At 48.6% G+C, this 17,722-nt stretch carries 20 protein-coding genes; 11 read left to right on the top strand and 9 right to left on the bottom strand.

All coding sequences use genetic code 11. From position 1 onward, the window contains the following. The first annotated feature begins 9 nt into the window (after positions 1-9). Complete coding sequence (gene murQ / locus AC4BAN_RS13195; RefSeq protein ID WP_490564879.1) at positions 10-828, top strand: N-acetylmuramic acid 6-phosphate etherase; 819 nt, start codon at positions 10-12, stop codon at positions 826-828. A gap of 71 nt (positions 829-899) precedes the next feature. On the opposite strand, the gene AC4BAN_RS13190 is transcribed toward murQ, so the two are convergent. After that, positions 900-1,964, bottom strand: coding sequence for a hypothetical protein (locus AC4BAN_RS13190; protein WP_490564878.1), 1,065 nt, complete (start codon positions 1,962-1,964; stop codon positions 900-902). Positions 1,965-2,164: 200 nt separating this feature from the next. Between AC4BAN_RS13190 and AC4BAN_RS13185 the strand changes: the two genes are divergently transcribed. Next, a complete protein-coding gene (locus AC4BAN_RS13185) occupies positions 2,165-2,734 on the top strand; it encodes a hypothetical protein (RefSeq protein ID WP_490564877.1) in 570 nt (189 codons plus the stop codon). An 89-nt stretch (positions 2,735-2,823) separates the two neighbouring features. On the opposite strand, the gene AC4BAN_RS13180 is transcribed toward AC4BAN_RS13185, so the two are convergent. From AC4BAN_RS13180 to era, 5 genes are all read right to left on the bottom strand, one after another. Continuing rightward, on the bottom strand, positions 2,824-3,039 hold the full coding sequence (locus AC4BAN_RS13180) for a hypothetical protein (protein WP_490564876.1): 216 nt from the start codon (positions 3,037-3,039) through the stop codon (positions 2,824-2,826). Positions 3,040-3,197: 158 nt separating this feature from the next. After that, positions 3,198-3,386, bottom strand: coding sequence for a hypothetical protein (locus tag AC4BAN_RS13175; protein ID WP_490564875.1), 189 nt, complete (start codon positions 3,384-3,386; stop codon positions 3,198-3,200). Between the two features lie 210 nt (positions 3,387-3,596). Continuing rightward, entirely contained in the window at positions 3,597-3,776 is a 180-nt protein-coding gene (locus AC4BAN_RS13170; RefSeq protein WP_490564874.1) for a hypothetical protein, read from the bottom strand. A 19-nt stretch (positions 3,777-3,795) separates the two neighbouring features. Continuing rightward, on the bottom strand, positions 3,796-5,109 hold the full coding sequence (gene der / locus AC4BAN_RS13165) for a ribosome biogenesis GTPase Der (RefSeq protein ID WP_490564873.1): 1,314 nt from the start codon (positions 5,107-5,109) through the stop codon (positions 3,796-3,798). 69 nt (positions 5,110-5,178) lie between these two features. After that, positions 5,179-6,066 carry a GTPase Era gene (era, locus tag AC4BAN_RS13160; RefSeq protein WP_490564872.1) on the bottom strand — a complete coding sequence of 296 codons (888 nt, stop codon included), beginning with the start codon at positions 6,064-6,066 and terminating at the stop codon, positions 5,179-5,181. Positions 6,067-6,312: 246 nt separating this feature from the next. Between era and hemH the strand changes: the two genes are divergently transcribed. Next, positions 6,313-7,341 (top strand): ferrochelatase, encoded by a 1,029-nt coding sequence (hemH, locus tag AC4BAN_RS13155; RefSeq protein WP_490564871.1) that lies wholly within the window; start codon positions 6,313-6,315, stop codon positions 7,339-7,341. Between the two features lie 173 nt (positions 7,342-7,514). Here the strand turns inward: hemH and AC4BAN_RS13150 are convergent, their stop codons facing one another. From AC4BAN_RS13150 to glmM, 3 genes are all read right to left on the bottom strand, one after another. Continuing rightward, on the bottom strand, positions 7,515-8,096 hold the full coding sequence (locus AC4BAN_RS13150) for an LOG family protein (protein WP_490564870.1): 582 nt from the start codon (positions 8,094-8,096) through the stop codon (positions 7,515-7,517). 92 nt (positions 8,097-8,188) lie between these two features. Further along, complete coding sequence (locus AC4BAN_RS13145; protein ID WP_490564869.1) at positions 8,189-9,331, bottom strand: cysteine desulfurase family protein; 1,143 nt, start codon at positions 9,329-9,331, stop codon at positions 8,189-8,191. 126 nt (positions 9,332-9,457) lie between these two features. Then, positions 9,458-10,849 (bottom strand): phosphoglucosamine mutase, encoded by a 1,392-nt coding sequence (gene glmM, locus AC4BAN_RS13140; protein ID WP_490564868.1) that lies wholly within the window; start codon positions 10,847-10,849, stop codon positions 9,458-9,460. A gap of 173 nt (positions 10,850-11,022) precedes the next feature. Between glmM and mazG the strand changes: the two genes are divergently transcribed. From mazG to AC4BAN_RS13100, 8 genes are all read left to right on the top strand, one after another. Further along, the gene (gene mazG, locus AC4BAN_RS13135; protein WP_490564867.1) at positions 11,023-11,832 is read left to right on the top strand and encodes a nucleoside triphosphate pyrophosphohydrolase; all 810 of its coding nucleotides are present in this window, start codon (positions 11,023-11,025) and stop codon (positions 11,830-11,832) included. A gap of 566 nt (positions 11,833-12,398) precedes the next feature. Then, positions 12,399-13,271 carry a MotA/TolQ/ExbB proton channel family protein gene (locus AC4BAN_RS13130; RefSeq protein ID WP_490564866.1) on the top strand — a complete coding sequence of 291 codons (873 nt, stop codon included), beginning with the start codon at positions 12,399-12,401 and terminating at the stop codon, positions 13,269-13,271. Positions 13,272-13,290: 19 nt separating this feature from the next. Continuing rightward, positions 13,291-13,902, top strand: a complete 612-nt coding sequence (locus AC4BAN_RS13125; protein ID WP_490564865.1) for an ExbD/TolR family protein — start codon at positions 13,291-13,293, stop codon at positions 13,900-13,902. A gap of 12 nt (positions 13,903-13,914) precedes the next feature. Next, a complete protein-coding gene (locus AC4BAN_RS13120) occupies positions 13,915-14,442 on the top strand; it encodes an ExbD/TolR family protein (RefSeq protein ID WP_490564864.1) in 528 nt (175 codons plus the stop codon). 2 nt (positions 14,443-14,444) lie between these two features. After that, positions 14,445-15,269: an energy transducer TonB gene (locus tag AC4BAN_RS13115; RefSeq protein ID WP_490564863.1), complete on the top strand. Its 825-nt coding sequence runs from the start codon at positions 14,445-14,447 to the stop codon at positions 15,267-15,269. Positions 15,270-15,549: 280 nt separating this feature from the next. Then, complete coding sequence (locus tag AC4BAN_RS13110) at positions 15,550-16,380, top strand: energy transducer TonB (protein ID WP_490564862.1); 831 nt, start codon at positions 15,550-15,552, stop codon at positions 16,378-16,380. 174 nt (positions 16,381-16,554) lie between these two features. Further along, positions 16,555-16,755, top strand: a complete 201-nt coding sequence (locus AC4BAN_RS13105) for a hypothetical protein (RefSeq protein ID WP_490564861.1) — start codon at positions 16,555-16,557, stop codon at positions 16,753-16,755. After that, positions 16,745-17,686, top strand: coding sequence for a PstS family phosphate ABC transporter substrate-binding protein (locus AC4BAN_RS13100; RefSeq protein ID WP_490564860.1), 942 nt, complete (start codon positions 16,745-16,747; stop codon positions 17,684-17,686). Before AC4BAN_RS13105 ends, AC4BAN_RS13100 begins: the two co-directional genes overlap by 11 nt. Positions 17,687-17,722: the final 36 nt, after the last annotated feature.

The raw sequence follows: 17,722 nt of genomic DNA, 5'->3' as shown, positions 1-17,722 counted from the left end.
ACACGACTTATGTCTAGCACCGAATCGGCCTCCCATTACGACAACCTGGAGCAAATGAGCATCCAGCAGCTGCTTGTAAGTATAAACCAGGAGGATAAAACCGTTCCACTGGCAGTAGAAAAAGCCATTCCACAAATAGAGCGGCTGGTAGAGGCCACTGTCGGGAAACTGCAACAGGGCGGGCGGCTTTTTTATATTGGCGCCGGTACCAGCGGCCGGCTGGGTATTGTGGATGCTTCTGAGTGCCCCCCAACTTTCGGGGTGCCCCATGGCATGGTAGTAGGGCTTATCGCCGGAGGCGACACAGCTATACGGAAGGCAGTAGAGTTTGCCGAGGATAACCGGGAGCAGGCCTGGCTGGATTTGCAGGAGCATGCAGTAAATGAGCAGGATGTGGTGGTGGGCATTGCGGCTTCCGGAAGCACGCCCTATGTAATTGGCGGCTTAGAGGCTTGCCGCGCAAGGGGCATTGTTACCGGCTGTATCGTTTGCAACGAAGGCAGTGCCGTCGCCGCAGCGGCCGCTTTCCCGGTTGAGATTGTTACGGGCCCCGAGTTTGTTACCGGCAGCACCCGCATGAAAGCCGGCACAGCCCAAAAGCTCGCCCTTAACATGCTCACCACCTCCACCATGATCAAGCTCGGAAAGGTAAAAGGCAATAAGATGGTGGACATGCAGCTCTCCAACGATAAGCTTGTTGAGCGGGGCATCCGCATGTTAATGGACGAACTGAACATCGGAAAACCGGGGGCTGCTGCCCTGCTTAGTAAGTATGGTAACGTGCGTGCAGCCATTGAGGCTTACAGAAATGGAAAGGAACAGATTTAGCAACACCTGATTAAAAGCACGGCCAGACCGTGGTGCCTACCGCCCATTTATACCTAAACAACCCAGCTTTATTATTCAGCGGCAACCAGTTTCTCCATTATTATTTTGGCGGCTTCTTTGCTGGGCACATAATAATTAGATACCGCCCAATCGTTGCCGAGCTTAAACCTGCTATCTGTTTTACTGAAGAGTATTTTCTTTCGGTAATCCTCCAGCGAGTCCAGGCCTAGTTGTTGGCGGCGGGAGTCGATGGCCTGCTGTTCCTTTTCGGTGCGCGCAACTTCAAAGTATTGATCAATGCCGTCGAAATCTTTGTCGTCTTTGCACTTGCTACAGATCACTTTCACCAAAGCCTTCGAACTGTATTTACTTTCGCCGGCCTGCTCGTCCAGCAGAAACGCCGCCGCCTGCGGCATCATCTTCCCCTGCTCCACGGCTTCTGTCAGCATCTTAGTAAAGTCGTGCCCTTTTCGCGCCTTTGTCTGGCGCTGCACCACAATATAAAAGCGGGGCAGCTGCTCCAACGTATCCGCCACCCCAATCAGCGACTCGCCGGGGTAGCCGTATTGTGTAACCCAGTCAAGAAACTTAGCTGTGTTGGCGGCCTCAATTTTCCGGAGGGTATCCCCGTAAACCCTGTACCCTCCCTTGGCCTGCCGGAAATACTGATCGCGGGCATACAACTCGTCCAGGTCGGCACGCAGGTCTTCATTCACGCGCGCTTTGTATGCGCGCCGGTATTTTGGATACTTCCTTTTGAACTTGCGCCATTTTCGTGTACCCTGCAGCGGTAAGAATACCTCCTGCTTCTCCAGGTAAGGAAGGCTCACTCCTTTTAAAACCAACTTCTCGAGGTAGCCATACATTTGCTTTTCATTGCCAGCCAACAGCGCGCAAACCGCGGCATTGTAATAATCACGGGCAAAGGGATCAGGTACTTCTGAAAACGCCAGCTCATATGCCGCCAGCGCCGCAGTATAGTTTTGTTGCAGAATGTTGGCTTCGGCCTCGTTGATCACGGGGTGGTATACTTTGGTATAATCCGGGCCGTCTGCATGGGCAGCCGTACTCATCAGCAGCAAAAAGCTTATAAATATCCCTGTTAGCAAAACAGGTTTGAAACGCATTAATTTCATATGGCACCAATTGTTAAGTATGAGTGGCAAGTGTTTTACAATGAACGCCAGAACCCCTTCATATCGCTTACTTATTACAGACAGTTTCCTTAATTTAGCTTTAAAACTTCAGAAATGCTTGAAAAAAGAACCAACCCAGCCTATTTTTTTAAGTATTTAAAGCATTGCAGCGCCGTGTAAGCGCCTATTTATGATGAGTTATGCACAGTATAGAACCGTTTTATAACTGGCTTGAAACATATTCTGCGAACGAGGACCCGCGTTCTCCCCTATACGGAGCGGAAAACAGCCTGACCGAATACACCAACACAATTTACGGGTATTATATCCATCCACAATGGGATGCGATAGACTCTGAGACACTCTTTATTAAGATTTTATACGCCAACTACGAGGTTGGTTTCGCCGTGATCGAGCTGATCGGGGAATGGAACGACGCGCTGCACAACGATATCATGAGCCTGAAACGGAACATTGTGGACCCGCTTGTACAGGAGGGCATCAAGTATTTTGTTCTGATAGGCGAGAACGTCTTCAACTTTCATGGCTCCGATGACTCTTATTACGAGGAATGGTTCGAGGATATTGAAGAGGGCTGGATCGTTGCGCTTGGGTTTCAGGAGTTCGTGCTGAGCGAAATGAGAAACTACAATTTGGACTCTTACATCAACTACGGCGGAACCCTGGATGACATTCACTGGCGCACGTACACGCCCAAGCATCTTTTCGCTTTAGTGAACAGCATGATCCAGAAGCGCCTGGGCACTTAGGCAAAAGTATAAAAGCCCCGCCGAAGCGGGGCTTTTATACTTTTGAAGACCCGCTATACCTTCCGGTGCGAGGGCCTTTACATGGTTTATTAATTTACCACCGTAGTATCCATCTCGTCAGCTACAGCCTCTTTATACTCCTGCGTTTCCTCGTTATACTCTTCGATCTCCTCGTTGAGTTCTTCTCTTTTTTCGGCTACATCCTCTACTTCCTCGCCTACATCTTCGGCCTCGTCAGAGGGAGAGTTACATGAGCCCAGTGTGAAGATACTGGCGGCGAACATCATAAATAATACTTTCTTCATAATTACTATATAAAGTTTAACAACAATTTAACTTTTGAGTAAACACCCGAGTCCAGGTAAAATGTTTTACAAGATGAATTGTATCGACCCAATTTATTTTTAAACGATAATGGCCGGAATTCGGTCCGGCCATTATCGTTTCGCTTCCTTCAAACTGCTTATTCAATTACAGCAGTGGTGTCCATGTCAACATCCATATCCTCCATCTCGTCGGCTCTGTCTTCCGCCTCGTCTTCCATTTCTTCAATAGCTTCTTCTCTGTCCTCGGCTCTTTCCTCAGCCGGGGAATCACAAGAAGAGAAGCCCATTAGGCTAGTAATAGCGAAAGCGTACATTAATTTTTTCATGATTCTATTTATTTAGGTGATGGTTAACATTACACATTTATCGGCTGCCTGTATAGCATCCACCCTCACCATCGTGAACTGGTGAGCATGAGAACGAATACGCGCCAAATACAATATAGTTCAAAAAAAATATTAAAAGCAAAAAAGGCTACCAGATCTGGTAGCCTTTTTCTTTATCCTATCAGGGCATTAACTGCCTGAAATCACATGCTACAGAACAGCAGCCGTATCGAGGGGCGCAATGGTTGTATCGGCATCCAGCACAGTGGTATCCTCTATCACACCGCCTTGTTGGGTAGTGTGTTCTGTGTTTTCTGCCTCGTGCGCGTTGTTACAGGCTGCACACACAAACAGCCCCGTTGTGAGCAATAAACCAAGTGCCTTTTTCATTTTTCCTGCCCGTTAAATACTATTTCTTTTTAAACAGCACCTTAATCGGAACGCCCTCAAAGCCGAAATGTTTCCTGATCTGGTTTTCCAGGTAACGGGTATACGGCTCCTTTATATACTGCGGCAGGTTACAGAAGAAAGCAAACGTCGGGTTGTGCGTCGGCAGCTGCGTTACGTACTTTATCTTCACGAACTTGCCCTTGATGGCTGGTGGTGGATAGCGGTCTATCTCCGGCAGCAGCAGGTCGTTTAGCTTCGAGGTCGGGATCTTGCGTGTTTTGTTGTCATACACCTCCATCGCCTTTTCAACAGCTTTATGAATACGCTGTTTGGTTAGCACGGAGGTAAAGATAACGGGTGCATACTTGATCGGGGCAATACGGTTGCGTATCTCCTCCTCAAACTCCTTGGTCGTGTTGGTTTCCTTTTCTACCAGATCCCATTTGTTTACCAGGATCACAATGCCTTTGCGGTTCTTCTCGGCCAGGGCTATAATGTTCACGTCCTGGGCTTCTATGCCGCGTGTGGCATCCAGCATCACGATACACACATCAGCATCTTCCAGGGCACGCACAGAGCGCATTACCGAGTAAAACTCAATGTCTTCGCTAACCTTGCTTTTACGGCGCAAACCCGCCGTATCTACCAGGATAAACTCCTTGCCATAGGCATTGTAGTGCGAGTGAATGGCATCACGCGTGGTGCCGGCTACATCGGTTACAATGTTGCGCTCCTCACCCAGCAGCAGGTTTACAAACGAGGATTTGCCCACGTTCGGGCGGCCCAACACGGCCAGCCTCGGAATACCGGCGTCCGGATCCTCTATACCCTCTTCTTTAAAATGCTTTACTACCGCATCCAGCAGCTCGCCGGTCCCTGCCCCGTTCTGCGAGGAGATCGGAAATATTTCCGTGCCCACGCCCAGTGCGTAAAATTCACCCATCTGGTGCGCCCGCGCATGCGTGTCGGCTTTGTTAGCCACAATGTAAATCGGCTTGTCGGTGCGCCGGAGCACACTGGCAAACTCCTCATCCAGGCCTGTCAGGCCGGCATCCACATCTACCATGAACAGGATTACGTCGGCTTCCTGCATGGCAAGCTGCACCTGCTTGTTAATCTCTTCTTCAAAAATATCTTCGGAGCCATGTACATAGCCACCGGTGTCTATTACGGTAAAGTATTTACCGATCCAGTCTCCGTGGCCGTAGCTCCTGTCTCTGGTTACGCCGCTCTCATTGTCCATGATGGCCATGCGGCGGCCTATGAGGCGGTTAAATAACGTAGACTTGCCCACATTGGGGCGGCCTACGATTGCAATGATGTTTGATGACATCGTATTAAAATAAAATAGTTAAAGTGCCCCCGGAACACCTTGTTCCGAAGCTTTATGCTGTGCGCCTACTTACTCGCTGTAACCAAACCGCCGAAGCAGTTTCTGGTCCGTTCGCCAGTTTTCGTTCACGCGCACATATAAATCAAGAAATACTTTTTTCTGGAAGAACTTCTCCATATCCAGGCGCGCCTGTGTGCCCACTTTTTTCAGGGCCTCGCCTTTGTTGCCAATCACAATGCCCTTCTGGCTTTTGCGCTCCACACTGATCTCGGCCCGGATGCGGATAATGGCCTCTTCCTCTTTAAACTCCTCCACCACTACTTCGCAGCTGTAAGGGATCTCCTTTTTATAGTTGAGCAGGATCTTCTCCCGGATAATCTCCGACACAAAAAAACGTTCCGGCTTATCCGTCAGCTCATCTTTGGGGTAAAAGGGCGGATGCTGCGGCAGGTAATGCAACAGCCGCGAGAACAGGTGCTCCAGCCCAAAGTTGTGCAGGGCCGAGATAGGCAGAATCTCGGTTGGGTGCATTTTCTCTTCCCAATACGCCACCTTCTCGTGCAGCTCTTCCTCTGTCGCCTGGTCAATTTTGTTCACCAGGAGCAGGATCGGCACGTCGGCGTGCTGCAGGCGCTTGATCACATCGTCCTCGTCGTGCTTCTCGTAAATATCCGTCACAAACAGGATCACATCGGCGTCTTCGAGGGAAGTGCGCACAAAGCCCATCATGGACTCGTGCAGCGCGTACTGCGGCTTGATGATGCCGGGCGTATCTGAATAGACAATCTGAAAGTCATCTCCGTTCAGAATACCCATGATGCGGTGCCGGGTGGTTTGCGCCTTTGATGTGATAATAGACAGCTTCTCTCCCACCAAAGCATTCATCAGCGTGGACTTCCCCACGTTTGGCTTACCTACTATACTTACAAAACCGGCTTTATGCGTTGATTCGGCCATACACTAAAATTTAAGGTTGCAAAATTACTTCTTTTTTACGAGACCCCACCCCACTAGCTGAATAATTGATTCACAGATTGATAGAATAAATTGGGCCGGCGCCCCCGGGCCATTAAAATAGGCTGAACATTTTGCCCCATTTCCCTCTTTACTAGCAGGCGCGTTTGCGCAGAATGTGCACATTTCTCCTCAGCGAGAAAGTTTATAGTTCGTATCTTTGCAACCTGATAAGCCTTTATACTTTAGATGAGCAAAAAAGCCTCTGGTAAAATTGGCGTGCTGCTGGTAAACCTCGGCACACCTGATACTCCGAATACGCCTGATGTAAGAAAGTACCTGCGCGAGTTCCTGCTGGATAAACGCGTGATCGACATCCCGGCCATTGCCCGCTATGCGCTGATCAATGGCGTCATTGCCCCTTTCCGGGCCCCAAAATCGGCGAAGATATACAAAGAGCTCTGGACGGAGCGCGGCTCCCCGCTGCTGTACCACGGGCACGACCTGCAGCTGAAGCTTCAGGCCGCGCTGGGCAAGGGCTACCATGTGGCTTTTGGCATGCGCTACCAGAGCCCAACCATAAAAAGCGCCCTGGAAGAGCTGCGCGAGCAAAGCGTGGAGCGGATCATCGTGCTGCCGCTTTTCCCGCAGTATGCCTCCGCCTCTACGGGCTCGGTGCAGGACAAGGTGATGGAGATCGTGAAAGACTGGTGGGTGATCCCGAACATAAACTTCATCTCCTCGTTCTGTGACGATCCGGGCTTTATACAGGCATTTGCGGCTTTAGGCAAGCAACACATGGCCCAGGATGATTACGACCATGTGGTGTTTAGCTACCATGGCCTGCCGGAGCGCCACATCCTGAAGGGTAGCGACCACGGCTACTGCAAACTGGGCGCCTGCTGCAACACCTACAACAAGCGCAATAAATACTGCTACCGCGCCGCCTGCTTCGAAACCTCCAGGTTGCTGGCCGCCGAACTAGGCCTGCGCGAAGACCAGTACACGGTCTCTTTCCAGTCCAGGTTGGGCAAAGACCCCTGGTTGCAGCCTTACACAGATTTTGTGCTGAAAGATCTCCCGGCAAAGGGCGTACGGAAAGTGCTGGCCTACAGCCCCGCCTTTGTGGCCGACTGCCTGGAAACCACCATTGAGGTGGGCACCGAGTTTAAAGAGCTTTTCTTAGAGGCCGGCGGAGAGAAATGGCAACTGGTAGAAAGCCTTAACTCCAACCCCCAGTGGGTAGAGGCAGTGAAGGACATGATTCTGAAACACTAATTAAAGCAAAATTTGCCATCCTTATGGAGGTGCTACCCAGACCCCTAAAAGAACAAGCCACCGGAATTCAGTTTCCGGTGGCTTGTTCTTTTAGGGCTGTCTCCACCAACTAGGGTCATGTTGCTCCATGATACCTGTTTGCCTGCGTTGCCCCAACAGGAATCCTGCTCCAATTATATCCTTTTAAAGTCCACCCAGTAGTCCGAGGACTCGTCAGAGAAGTTTCGCACTTTTTGCAGCAACAGCTCGGCGTCGTCCTCCACGATCAGTTTTTCGCGTTGATCCGCTTTGATAAAGCCCTCTGCCACGCAATGATCCACCATATCCAACAACCTATCGTAGAACCCGTTTACGTTGTAGAAGGCAACCGGCTTGTGGATGATCCCCAACTGGTTCCAGGTAATGATCTCACAGATCTCATCGAAGGTGCCGAAGCCGCCGGGCATGGCCACAAAAGCATCGGACCGGGCGGCCATCATGGCTTTACGCGCATGCATCGTCTCCACCACATGCAGCTCGGTCAGGCCGTTGTGCGCCACCTCTTTAGCCACCAGACTCTGCGGGATCACCCCTATCGCCCTGCCTCCGTTTTGCAAAACCGCATCCGCGATAATGCCCATCAGGCCCACATTTCCGCCCCCGTAAACCAGGCTGATGCCTTGCTTTGCCATCAGGTGGCCCAGTTTTTCGGCCGCGTTGCGGTATACTTCATTCGTGCCGGAGTTGGCTCCGCAGAAAACGCCTATGCTTCTCATGTTATACTTTATTATGCCTTAACCCTGCCTGTGTAAGAAAGGCCCCGGCATATTGCCGGGGCCTTCGGTAATTATCGATCTATACTTATGTGCTATACCGGTTCTTTCTTATATAATTTTGCCAGCGTGTCAGCAACGTAGTCAACCTCGTCCGGGGTGTTATACTTACTAAAAGAGAAGCGCACCGATCCCCGGGTAGGGTCGATGTTAAGGGCGCGCAACACGTGCGAACCCGCGTTAGCACCACTGCTGCAGGCACTTCCCCCGGAAGCCGAAATTTTATTGATGTCGAGGCTAAACAGCAGCATCTCGTTTATATCGGAGGCAGGCAGGTTTACATTCAGCACCGTGTACAGGCTCTTGTCCGCCTCCGCAGACATGCCATTGAACCCAACCTCGGGCATTAGTTCGGATAATTTGTGGATCATCCGGTCCTTGAGGCCCTGAATATGCGTGTGGTGCTCTGACATGTGCTGATACGCTATTTCAAGCGCCTTTGCCAGGCCGATAATGCCATACACGTTTTCGGTGCCGCCGCGCATGTTCCGCTCCTGCGCGCCACCCTGGATCAAGGGTTTTATTTTGACGTTCGCATCGCAGTATAAAAAGCCAACCCCTTTTGGGCCATGGAACTTGTGGGCTGAGCCTACGATAAAACTGGTGTTTAATTGCTGCAGATCGTGTTTGTAGTGCCCCATGGTCTGCACCGTGTCCGAATGAAAAATGGCGTCATGGGCTTTGCATATCTCCCCAATGGCCGCTATGTCGTTTATATTGCCCAACTCGTTGTTGGCATGCATCAGGGACACCAGAGTTTTTGGTTGGCTGGCCAGCAGTTCCTCCAGGTGCGCCAGATCCAGGTTGCCCCTCTCATCGTGCCGCAGGTACGATACCTGCACACCTTCTTCTTTCTCCAGCAGCTCCATGGTGTGCAGCACCGCATGGTGCTCCAGCTTCGAGGAAATGGCGTGCGTGATCCCGAGTGTGCGGCAGGTACAGCGCAGTGCCGCATTGTCTGCCTCGGTACCGCCTGACGTGAAAAATATCTCAGCCGGGGAGGTGTTCAGCAAGCCGGCTACTGTTCTGCGCGCTTTCTCGATAGCCGACCTCACCTCACGGCCATGGGAATGGATGGATGACGGATTCCCAAAGTGCTCCAGCATAAAAGGGGCCATGGTATCGAAAACCTCCTTATCTAAAGGCGTAGTGGCAGCATTATCTAAATAAACACGCATAGCATCTGTTTTCACTTAAAAGTACTACTAAAGTATAAAAAATTGCGCCAGGAGACAGGGAAACCCTCCTTTCTCTTCTGGCGCAACTGTCAAGAGCCTGTTACAAAGTATAAAAATTACAACACATCAGGCTTTTACCGAGATGATCTCCTTGATATCGGCAATTATCTTGTTGGCCAGGTGCTCCGCTGTGGCATTGCTGTCTGACTCGGCGTAAATACGAATAATGGGCTCTGTGTTGGACTTGCGCAGATGCACCCACTCTTTATCGAACTCTATTTTTACGCCGTCTATAGTGTTGATCGGCTGCTTTGCGTAGCGCGCCTGCATTTGCCGCAGCACCTCGTCCACGTTCACCTCCGGGGTGAGCTCGATCTTATTTTTGGAAATATGGTAGTTCGGGTAAGATGCCCGCAGGCGCGTCATGCTCATGCCGGACTTCGCCAGGTGCGTCAGGAAAAGGGCGATGCCCACCAGCGCGTCGCGGCCATAATGCAGCTCCGGGTAAATGATTCCCCCGTTGCCCTCGCCGCCAATCACAGCCTGCTGTGCCTTCATCATGTTCACCACGTTCACCTCACCCACAGCGGCAGCAAAATACTCGCCACCAGCTTTCTCGGTTACGTCGCGCAGTGCCCTTGTGGAGGAAAGGTTTGACACGGTGTTGCCTTTCTGGTTTTTGAGTACGTAATCGGCCACAGCTACCAGGGTATACTCCTCCCCGAACATGCTGCCATCCTCGTTCACCAGGGCCAGCCGATCCACATCCGGATCCACCACAATACCCAGGTCAAACTTCCCTTTCTCGATCACCTTTGCTATCTCGCGCAGGTTTTCAGGAAGCGGCTCGGGGTTGTGCGGAAAATGGCCGTCTGGCTCACAGAAAAGTTTCTCCACCTGCTTTACCCCCAGCGCCTCCAGCAGCATTGGCACGGCTATGCCGCCGCTCGAGTTCACACAGTCTATCGCGATGGCAAAGTGCTTGGCTTTAATGGCTTTAACGTCCACCAACGGCAGTTCCAGTATCGCCTTAATGTGCTTTTTAATCGAAGTGTCTGATGTTTTATACTTGCCCAGGGCTGTTACCTCGGCAAACTCAAAGGCCTCCTTCTCCGCGATCTCCAACACCAGCTTGCCCTCCTCATCCGAAATGAATTCGCCTTTCTGGTTCAGGAGCTTCAGGGCGTTCCATTGCTTGGGGTTGTGGCTGGCCGTAAGAATAATGCCGCCGCCCGCTTTTTTAGCCGGCACCACCATCTCCACGGTGGGCGTGGTAGACAAGCCCAGGTCTATCACGTTTATGCCCAGGCCCTGCAGCGTGGCACAAACCAGCTTATTCACCATCTCTCCCGAGATGCGCGCATCGCGGCCCACAATGATGGTGTTGTTGCCGGTCGTTTTTAATACCCATGTTCCGTAAGCAGCGGCAAACTTCACCACATCAACAGGCGTGAGTCCCTCACCAGCCTGTCCGCCTATCGTACCACGTATTCCAGAAATCGATTTTATTAAAGCCACTTGTCGTCTTTATTTACTATGCAAAAGTAATCATTTACTTATACTTTAAGAAGCTTTCGTGCTGAATAGATCCGGAATTTACCCTTCATGGTGCGCACAGCACATGCACCTGATCAGTTGTTAGCCTGATGCATCCGAAGCATCTTGCCCCTGTTTTTTGTATCTTTACGCATATGACTGAGACTAATTTTGACGACAGCCCAAGAGGCAAACAGCTGCAGGCCTTTAACCGCCTGCTCGATATCATGGACGAGCTTCGGGAGAATTGCCCCTGGGACCGGAAACAGACCATGGACAGCCTCCGGCACCTGACCATAGAAGAGACCTACGAACTCTCCGACGCCATCATGAAGAACGATTTGCAGGAGATAAAAAAGGAAATCGGGGATATCATGCTGCACATGGTCTTCTACGCCCGCATCGGCTCCGAACTACAGGCCTTCGACATAGCGGACGTGCTGAACGGGGAATGCGAAAAGCTCATTTTCAGGCACCCGCATATTTACGGCGACACTACCGCCAACACTGAAGAGGAAGTGAAGCAGAACTGGGAAAAGCTTAAACTCAAGGAAGGGAATAAGTCTGTTTTAGGAGGCGTGCCTTCCTCGCTGCCTGCCCTGGTAAAAGCCATGCGCATTCAGGAGAAAGCACGGGGTGCCGGCTTCGACTGGGACGACAAATCAGAAGTATGGGGGAAGGTGCAGGAGGAACTGCAGGAGTTTGAGGCAGAATTTAACGTAAAAGACACTGCTACCATAGACCAGAAAAAGGCCACTGCTGAGTTTGGCGACGTGTTGTTTTCGTTGATAAATTTCGCACGCTTCGTCGACATCAACCCGGAAGAGGCGCTGGAAAGAACCAACCTGAAGTTTATAGCACGGTTTCAGTACCTGGAAACGGAGGCGGCCAAAGATGGCAAACAACTACAGGACATGAGCTTGAACGAGATGGACTATTATTGGAATAAAGCAAAAAACCTCTAATTTATTATTTAAGTTAACTATTCAGGTTTTATATTTAATGCGTTTTAAAAAGTAAGCAATGGTTAGTTGTGGCTTCTCTGCTCCTTTCCCTTACTTTTTATACTTTGGCAGAGAATAGATTTGCGGTGTACGGAAGTGAGGGAATCCCTTAAGAATTGCGTTTGCGTTGCAATTGCAGTACGATTTGAAAAGTCAATTAAATTACCTTAGAAATTTACTTCACGTAATTACCTAAAGAAGCAGAAGCTGACGACCTGCCATGAAGCGGCATGTGAAAACAGGCCTTGAATTGATGTAGATACTTTGGATAAGAAATTAAAATATATAGATTTGTAAAGCAACAAGAGTACGTACACGTAAAAAGCGCTGTTCACTCGGAAAAACAGGTCCTTTACTGAAAAAACGGAAATATTTTTTTCAAATTTTCTGCTTTAGGGTGTATGAAAATTGGAGAAAAAGCAGAAATTGCAAATTCAATCAAGAACTAAATGCTAAAATTTTACATTACCTATTAACACAAACAAATTAAACACAACACAAACAGCTAAACTTTAAACTTTAAAAAAATGGAAAAAAAGACTGCAGTAGTAAGCAAAAATGCTAATGTAGAAACTAATGCCAGCACTGGTGGCTCGTTATTTGCTTCTATCGTTATTCCGTTGGCAATTCTGGTATGTATCCTGCTCTATATGTTTGTGCTTGGTAACCCGGCAAACTTCGAAGGTGGTAGCAACGAGAATCATCCGATGCCAGGTAATTACTTAGGTATTGTATACAAAGGTGGTTGGGTTGTTCCTATCCTGATGTCTCTTGTGCTGATGGTATTCATCTTCGCTATTGAGCGAGTGCTTACAATCAGCAAGGCAAAAGGTACTAAGAGTGTTCCTGCATTCGTGCGTGCCATCTCTGCCAAGTTGAACCAGCGTGACATTAACGGCGCCATTGCTGCCTGCGACGCACAAAAAGGCTCTGTAGCCAATGTGGTGAAATCAGGATTGCTGAAGTACAAGGAAATGCAGAACGAGCCTGAGCTTTTAAAAGCTGAGAAGATCGCTGCCATTCAGAAAGAGATCGAAGAATCTACAGCGCTGGAACTTCCTATGCTGGAGAAAAACCTGGTTGTTATCTCTACCATCGCATCTATCTCTACCCTGGTTGGTTTGATCGGTACAGTACTTGGTATGATCAAGGCCTTCTCGGCCCTGGCTGCTGCTGGTACTCCGGATGCAACAGCACTATCTAACGGTATCTCTGAGGCCTTGATCAACACGGCGCTAGGTATTACAGGTTCTGCCCTTGCCATTATTGCATACAACTATTTCACAAGCAAAATCGATGAGTTAACGTATAGCATAGATGAGGCTGGCTTCAGCATTATCTCTACATTCGCTGCTCAGCACGAAACTACTGGTGCTCCAGTAAGACCACAAACTGTTTAATTGAATTTAACACAAGAAGATGCCTAAAGTAAAAGTAAAAAGAACCAAACCTACATTGGATATGACACCGATGGTGGACTTGGCCTTCTTGCTGGTTACTTTCTTTATGCTCACAACAAAGTTTGCTCCTGAGGAGGCGGTGATTGTAGATACACCATCGTCCATTTCAGAGATCAAACTACCCGAATCCAACGTAATTACCATAACGGTTGATAAAAACGACCGGGTATTCTTTGGCGTAGACGGGAAGCAGACAAAGGAAGCACTACTCAACAAGATGGCAGGCAAGTACGGTGTTAGCTTCAGTCCGGCAGAATCGGAAACTTTTTCGTTATTAGCGAACTTCGGCGTTCCCATGAACAGACTGAAGTCTTACCTGGCCCTGGAAACCAACGACCGCAAGGCGTTTGACAAGACCGCTCCTGGAATTCCGGTTGACTCGACCAACAATGAGTTGTCTGACTGGATTTTACAGACGCGCCTTACAAACCCTAAAGTGGTAATTGCGATCAAAGGGGACTCAGATGTGAGCTACGAAACGGTTCAGAAGGTGATCAACACCCTGCAGGCTAGAAACGTAAACAGGTTTAACCTGATTACTGACATGGAAAATAAACCGCAAAACCTTTAACCGAGACTAGAAATGGCTGAAATACAAGAAAAAGGCGACTCCGGTAAGGGCGGGAAGAAAAGAGCTAAAAAGATGTCGGTCCACCTGGACATGACACCCATGGTAGACCTTGCCTTCCTTTTGCTTACATTTTTCATGCTTACTACCACGTTCAGCAAGCCACAGACCATGGAGATCAACATGCCGATTAAGGATGTTGACGAAACGGAGCAGATTGCGCTGAAAGCGAGTAACGCCATGACGATCATACTGGGCGAAGATGATAACCTGTATTACTATTTCGGCCTTGGCGACCCAGCTGAGAACCCGGAAGTGGTAGACACAGATTACTCTGCAACTGGTATTCGCAAAGTGCTTTTATCACCACGCGTAAAGTCAAATGAAAAGATGACGGTGATGATAAAGGCCATGGAGAAATCGCGCTACAAGAATGTAGTTGACATTTTAGATGAATTGAAAATCACTGATACAAGAAAGTTTGCCCTTGTCGATATTTCAGACAATGACAAGCAGCTTATTCAGCAAAAAACCGGACAATAGATATGGACGCAAGTAAGTTATCAAAAGCATCGCTTGATGATATCGTCTTTGCAGGACGAAACAAAGCATACGGTGCCTACCTACTTCGCAGACTTTACAATAGTCATATCATTAAGGCCGCTCTTATCGCAACAGTATTGTTCTTTTTATTTATCAGCGTGCCGTTGATCAGTAAATTGATAGCTGGCGAAGAAGAAGAGGCAGTGGTAGAACGCATTGTAACGGAAGTAGAGTTGGCCCAGCCACCTCCAATTGATGAGGCAACACCACCGCCGCCACCGCCACCGCCGGATCTTCCGCCGCCGCCGCCGCCAGTTCGCGCCAGTGTAAAATACACACCGCCAATTGTAAAGCGCGATAACGAAGTAGTGGAAGAGGAAGAAATTCCGGACGTGGAAGTATTGGAAGAAATTGATGCCGGTAAGAAAACGGTAGAAGGCGTTAAAAACGCGCCACCCGATCTTGGCGACATCAATGGAACAAGCGATGTGGTGGCTGAAGTAGTAGAGGAGAAACCTTATACATACGTAGAGCAGATGCCCTCTTTCCCTGGCGGCGAAACGGAGATGCTTCGGTACCTGAGTAAGAACATCCGCTACCCGGCCGCAGCGCAACGTGCAGGAGTTGAAGGACTGGTTGTTCTTTCATTCGTAGTAAGCAAAACAGGGGAGATATCTGAGATTCAGGTGATCAAGAACCTCGGCGCTGGTACAGATGAAGAAGCAGTACGCGTTGTAAAGACAATGCCGAAGTGGACGCCAGGAAAGCAGAACGGTAGAACAGTACCTGTTCGTTATACCTTACCTGTCCGATTCACGATCAAATAAGCACTATCGCATAAAACAGAAAAGGCCCGCTATCACAGCGGGCCTTTTCTGTTTTATGCGATAGCCATCCACAAAAACCCTATGTGAAACATAAGACTTGTTAAAACAATGCTCAGATCCGGATTTGATAGCTCTCAAATCCGGAATAAAGGAGATTCAGGGATGAAGTCCGCGTAAAATTGCTTACCCAACCCGCACAATACAAAGGTGTTGTACGGGGAATGCTCAGGGTAGAACCGATCGGTTTTAAGCAAAGTTTTCATTCTCTAAATTTACTAACATGCAAAAGAGCTATTACTTAAGCACTACTTTTAATAAAGTGGTATTCGTGAATCGCAACAAAAATTACGGCGCATTTTACCTCAGATGTATTTATGAAAAGAATATTGTTATGGCCGTTTTCATAGCATCATCCGTATTTTCAATAATGCTGATAGCACCGATTATCCGGAATTATTTTTTCCCGGAACAAGTGGATCACACCCTGCCAAACGACACCTATACCGGCACATTGATAGATATTATACCTCCAAACGTAATACCAGAGAAGCCAAAGACAGCGGAAACTGTTGTGCAACCTAAAAAAGAGAAAGTGAAAACGGAAGTATACGTGAAGCCGAAAGTGGTAAAAGACGAAGCAGCTATAACTGAAACATCGCTTGCAGACCAAAGTGACCTGGCTAATGCCGATTTCGGAACCAAAAAGATCGAGGGTAATCCGCCGTCCATACCTGATATAGCGCTGGCTGATGTACCCCCTACCGGACTTGGCGAGGGAGACAAGAAAGCAGCGCCAGAGATCTTTATTTATGTGGAGGAAATGCCCGAGTTTAAAGGAGGCGAAAATGCTATGCTACAATACATAGCAAAAAGGATCAATTACCCCGCTATGGCGCAGCGTCAGGGCCTGGAGGGATTAGTGGTAGTATCTTTTGTTGTATCAGAAAGCGGAAAAATCATAGATGCAACCGTATTAAAGGGCCTGGGGGCCGGCACTGATGAAGAAGCACTTCGGGTGATAAGAGAAATGCCTGAATGGAAGCCAGGCAGGCAGAACGGAAGAGCAGTGTCTGTGCGCTATACGGTTCCGATCAGATTCAGTATAAGGTAAAAAGATAGGTATGAAAAAGTAGGGGCAAACAAGCTGTTTTGCGTGCTCCTACTTTCATATTAAGGCTATAAACACTATTTTTAGGGGTTATATAATAATATAAGGCAATAACAAAGTATGCTAAGACCTCAAAGAGAAAAACCCGCAGGGAACCTTGCCCAAAGGTTTGTACGTATGTTCACTTTGCTCATGACTTTGCTGTATGTAGCACTGGGGTTGTTTCTGATGTTCATCGATACGCAGCAGTTCAACCTCGATATATCGTATGAAGTAAGAATGATACTTGGGGGTATACTCATACTCTATGGTGCAGCCAGGTTCATACGGGTTTATCAGCTTAACAGAAAGTCTAAAAATAAACAGGATGAAGAATAAGACAGTCACCTTACTTGCAAGCAACGTACTCCTTAGTTTATTTTCGTGCGGCGGAGACCCCAGGACCGAGTTGGATACACCGACAACCGGCAAGATAAACATCAGTGTGGATGAAACTTTTAAACCGATCCTGGAGAGCCAGGTAGATACCTTTGAGGGCATTTACAAGTACGCAGATATTAACGCGGCTTACAAACCAGAGGGGGAAGTTGTGAAAGACCTGCTGAACGACAGCATCAGAGTAGCTGTTCTGTCCAGGGAGCTGTCGCCCAGCGAAACGGCAGTTTTCGAAAAAAAGAAACTTATACCCCGATCCACTAAAATAGCGATCGATGCCATTGCCCTCATCGTAAACCGCAACAACAATGACAGCTTGCTAACTGTAGAAGAGCTGCAGAAAATATTCTCAGGTCGGGCAAAATCATGGAAGGACTTAGACCCGGATTCTAATTTAGGAGACATTACGATCGTGTTCGACAACAATAATTCTAGCACAGCGCGGTATGTCCGGGACTCCTTAACAGCAACGCAGCAATTGCCGCCTAATACATTTGCCGCAAAATCGCATAATGCACTGATAGACTATGTAACAGAAAACGAAAACGCCATAGGCGTAATTGGTGTAAACTGGATCAGCGATTTTGATGACTCCACAGCATTGGGATTTCAGAAGCGAATTAAGGTAATCGGCATAAGTCGTGACCCCAACCCCTTGCATACCGATAGCTATTACAAACCTTTTCAGGCTTACATTGCGCAGGGCACTTATCCCTTGCGCAGGTACTTATATATCATTAGCACAGAAGGCCGTACTGGGCTTGGCACAGGATTTGCATCATTTGTGGCAGGCGACAAAGGGCAGCGGATCATATTGAAATCGGGCCTGGTGCCTGCCACAATGCCAGTACGCGTTGTCGGCTTTCGCAACTAAATACTTTTTCTTAAACTAAACTGAAACAACTAAACT

The sequence above is a fragment of the Pontibacter sp. GD13 genome (assembly GCF_058216355.1).
This window is presented reverse-complemented; position numbering and strand designations above follow the sequence as displayed.